4 protein-coding genes are annotated in these 3,573 nt (G+C 69.6%); 1 reads left to right on the top strand and 3 read right to left on the bottom strand.

Annotated elements, in window-relative coordinates; translation table 11 throughout:
* Positions 1–30: 30 nt before the first annotated feature.
* From rocD to AC31A1_RS48675, 3 genes are all read right to left on the bottom strand, one after another.
* Positions 31–1,269, bottom strand: a complete 1,239-nt coding sequence (rocD, locus tag AC31A1_RS48685; protein ID WP_489659473.1) for an ornithine--oxo-acid transaminase — start codon at positions 1,267–1,269, stop codon at positions 31–33.
* The gene (gene ddaH, locus AC31A1_RS48680; RefSeq protein WP_489659472.1) at positions 1,266–2,078 is read right to left on the bottom strand and encodes a dimethylargininase; all 813 of its coding nucleotides are present in this window, start codon (positions 2,076–2,078) and stop codon (positions 1,266–1,268) included. The genes rocD and ddaH overlap by 4 nt, the downstream gene beginning before the upstream one ends.
* Before the next feature lie 123 nt (positions 2,079–2,201).
* Positions 2,202–2,705: an Lrp/AsnC family transcriptional regulator gene (locus tag AC31A1_RS48675; RefSeq protein ID WP_393753719.1), complete on the bottom strand. Its 504-nt coding sequence runs from the start codon at positions 2,703–2,705 to the stop codon at positions 2,202–2,204.
* Between the two features lie 77 nt (positions 2,706–2,782).
* Here AC31A1_RS48675 and AC31A1_RS48670 point away from each other — a divergent pair, with 77 nt between their 5' ends.
* The gene (locus AC31A1_RS48670) at positions 2,783–3,532 is read left to right on the top strand and encodes a LytR/AlgR family response regulator transcription factor (RefSeq protein ID WP_033278248.1); all 750 of its coding nucleotides are present in this window, start codon (positions 2,783–2,785) and stop codon (positions 3,530–3,532) included.
* The last annotated feature ends 41 nt before the right edge of the window (positions 3,533–3,573 follow it).

Below are 3,573 nucleotides of genomic sequence, written 5' to 3'. Positions count from 1 at the left end.
GTCCAGCCGGCCCCCGCAGCTCACGCAGGCTCACGCCCCCTGCGTCAGCACCCTCTCCAACGCGCCCACGGCCGACCGGAGTTCGTCCGCCGTGATGGTCAGTGGCGGTGCCAGCCGGATCGTCGAGCCGTGGGTGTCCTTGGCCAGCACGCCCTCGCGCATGAGGCGTTCGCTGATCTCGCGCCCCGTGCCGATCGCCGGGTCGACGTCGACGCCCGCCCAGAGGCCGCGGGCGCGGAAACCGACCACGCCCTTGCCGACCAGCTCGGTCAGGCCGTCGCGCAGGATCACGCCCAACTCCGTGGCCCTGCGCTGGAATTCACCGGTCTCCAGCAGCTCCACGACCGCCGTGCCGACCGCCGCGGCGAGTGGGTTGCCGCCGAACGTCGACCCGTGCTCGCCCGGGTGCAGTACCCCCAGCACCTCCCGGCGCGCGACGACCGCCGACACCGGCACGATGCCACCGCCCAGCGCCTTGCCCAGGAGCAGGACGTCCGGGACGACACCCTCGTGCTCTACCGCGAGCGTGCGGCCCGTGCGGCCGAGGCCCGACTGGATCTCGTCCGCGATGAACAAGCAGCCCTTGCGGGTGGTGAGTTCACGCACCCCGGCCAGATAGCCCGCGTCCGGGATGATCACTCCGGCCTCGCCCTGGATGGGCTCGATCAGGACCGCCGCCGTCGTCTCGTCGACCGCTGCCTCCAGCGCCGCGAGGTCGTTGTACGGCACGATCCGGAAGCCCGGCGTGAAGGGACCGAAGCCCGCCCTCGCCGTCTCGTCCGTCGAGAAGCTGACGATCGTCGTCGTACGGCCGTGGAAGTTCTCCGCCGCGACGACGATGGTCGCCCGGTCGGCAGGGACGCCCTTCACGTCGTAGGCCCATTTGCGGGCCACCTTGATGCCGCTCTCGACCGCCTCCGCGCCGGTGTTCATCGGCAGCACCATGTCGAGCCCGGTCAACTCCGCGAGCCGCTCGGCGAATTCGGCCAGCTTGTCGTTGTGGAAGGCGCGGGAGGTGAGCGTCAGCTGGTCGAGCTGGCGGTGCGCGGCCTCGATCAACACCGGGTTCCGGTGGCCGAAGTTGAGGGCCGAGTAGCCCGCGAGCATGTCGAGGTAGCGGCGGCCCTCGACGTCCTCCACCCAGGTGCCCTCGGCGCGGGCGACGACCACGGGCAGCGGGTGGTAGTTGTGCGCGAGGACCGGCTCCTCGGCGCGGATGAGGTCGGCGGATGTACGGGGGCCGGCGGGTACACGAGTGGGTGCGGTCATGAGCGGATCTCCTGGGTGCAGCACTTGATGCCGCCGCCGGCTTTGTGGAACTCCGACAGGTCGACGGGGACGGGGACGTAACCGTGGTCGGCGAGGCGCGAGGCGAGCGCCTCGGACCGGGGGGAGATGAAGACATGACGGCCGTCGGAGACCGAGTTCAGGCCGAACGTCATCGCGTCCTCGCGGGTCGCGAGCACCGCGTCCGGGTACAGCCGCGCGAGTACCTCGCGGCTGCCCGGCGAGAACGCGTCCGGGTAGTACGCGATGTTGTCGTCGTCCAGGACGAACAGCGCCGTGTCGAGGTGGTAGAGGTACGGGTCCACCAGCGTCAGGCTGATCACCGGGACGCCGAAGAACTCCTGCACCTCGCGATGGGCCTCGCGGGTCGTACGGAATCCGGTGCCGGCCAGGACGTAGCGGCCGGTCGGGATCAGGTCGCCCTCGCCCTCGCTGACCGACTCGGGGCGGTGGACGTCGTAGCCCGCCGCCTTGAACCACATGTCGTAGTGGTCGGACTCGGGGCGCCGCTCGGGCGCGTGGAAGAGGGAGCCGAAGACGCGGCCGTCGACGACGACGGCCGAGTTCGCGGCGAAGACCATGTCCGGGAGACCGGCCACCGGCGCCACCGTGTCGACGGTGTGGCCGTGTGAGCGGTAGGTGTCGATCAGCGTCCGCCACTGCTCCTGGGCGAGATCGACGTCCACCTGGGTGTCGGGATGCATCCAGGGGTTGATCGCGTACTGCACGGCGAAGTGTCTGGGTTCGCAGACGAGAAAGCGCCGCCGGCGCCGCACACGGGTGTCGGGCACAGAGGGGTCCCTCCGCTTCCTGTGATGACGACTGGGGTTGACACCACGGTAGGAAGAGACCAATACGCGCGACAAGCGATGAAGGCTGCGTGTCCGCGCAGGAATGCTGCGTCTTTGACGGCTTCAGCGCAGGTCTGATGCGTCGTCCGGAGCGGGATGGGTCGCTCCCGCCTCCGGGCTTTCCGGGAGGAGGTGGGACAGCACCATCACACTGATCGTCTTCCGGATGAACGGCTCCTGCCGGATGCGCTCCAGCACCGCCTCGAAGTGGTCCACATCCGTCGCCCGCACATGCAGCAGCGCGTCCGCGCCACCGGTCACGGTCATCGCCGCGGTGATCTCCGGATGGTTGCGCACCACCTCCGCGAGCCGCCTGGGGGGCGCGGCGCCCTCGCAGTACACCTCCACGTACGCCTCCGTGCGCCAGCCGAGCGCGGACGGCTGCACCGTCGCCGTGAACCCGGTGATCACACCGGTCTCCCGCAGCCGGTCCACGCGCCGCTTCACCGCCGTCGCGGACAGGCCGATCGCCGCGCCGATCTCGGCGAAACTGGTCCTGGCGTTCGCCATCAAGGCGGTGATGATCTTCCGGTCGAGATCGTCGAACGGAGTGGTCCTGCTGTTCATGTCCGCACTGTATCCAGCGTGAACGTCCACGCCCGGTACATGTCCAGCCGTACGAATTACTCCTACACTCCACCTTCATGCTGCGCGCCCTCGCCGTCGACGACGAACGCCCCTCGCTGGAGGAGTTGCTCTACCTCCTCAACGCCGATCCACGCATCGGCAGCGCGGAGGGCGCGGGCGACGCGACCGAGGCGCTGCGCCGTATCAACAGGGCCCTGGAATCAGGCCCGGACGGACCGGAAGCCATCGATGTGGTGTTTCTCGACATTCAGATGCCCGGACTCGACGGCCTCGACATGGCACGGCTGTTGACCGGGTTCGCGCAGCCGCCGCTCGTCGTGTTCGTCACCGCCCACGAGGACTTCGCCGTACAGGCCTTCGATCTCAAGGCAGTTGACTACGTGCTGAAGCCCGTCCGCAAGGAACGGCTCGCGGAAGCGGTACGCCGGGCCGCCGAACTCGGCGGCTCCGCACCGCGGATACCCGTGCACGAACCCGACCCCGACCACATCGCCGTCGAACTCGGCGGTGTCACCCGCTTCGTGGCCGTCGACGACATCACCCACGTCGAGGCCCAGGGCGACTACGCCCGCCTGCACACCGACCGGGGCAGCCACCTCGTCCGCATCCCGGTGTCCACCCTGGAGGACCGCTGGCGCGCCCGGGGCTTCGTCCGTATCCACCGCCGCCACCTCGTCGCCCTGCGCCACATCGGCGAACTCCGCCTGGACGCGGGCACGGTGAGCGTCCTGGTCGGCGGCGAGGAACTCCAGGTCAGCCGCCGCCACACCCGCGAACTGCGGGACCTGCTGATGCGGAGGTCATGACGATGCCTCAGGATCCCAGCGAACGCAGGGTAGTTGTCACC

Source organism: Streptomyces sp. P5F9 (assembly GCF_057961495.1).
This window is presented reverse-complemented; position numbering and strand designations above follow the sequence as displayed.

What these genes read in the sequence shown, in the direction of transcription:
- rocD (WP_489659473.1), bottom strand. Translation starts at nt 1,269, where the DNA reads ATGACCGCACCCACTCGTGTACCCGCCGGCCCCCGTACATCCGCCGAC.
- AC31A1_RS48675 (WP_393753719.1), bottom strand. Translation starts at nt 2,705, where the DNA reads ATGAACAGCAGGACCACTCCGTTCGACGATCTCGACCGGAAGATCATC.
- AC31A1_RS48670 (WP_033278248.1), top strand. Translation starts at nt 2,783, where the DNA reads ATGCTGCGCGCCCTCGCCGTCGACGACGAACGCCCCTCGCTGGAGGAG.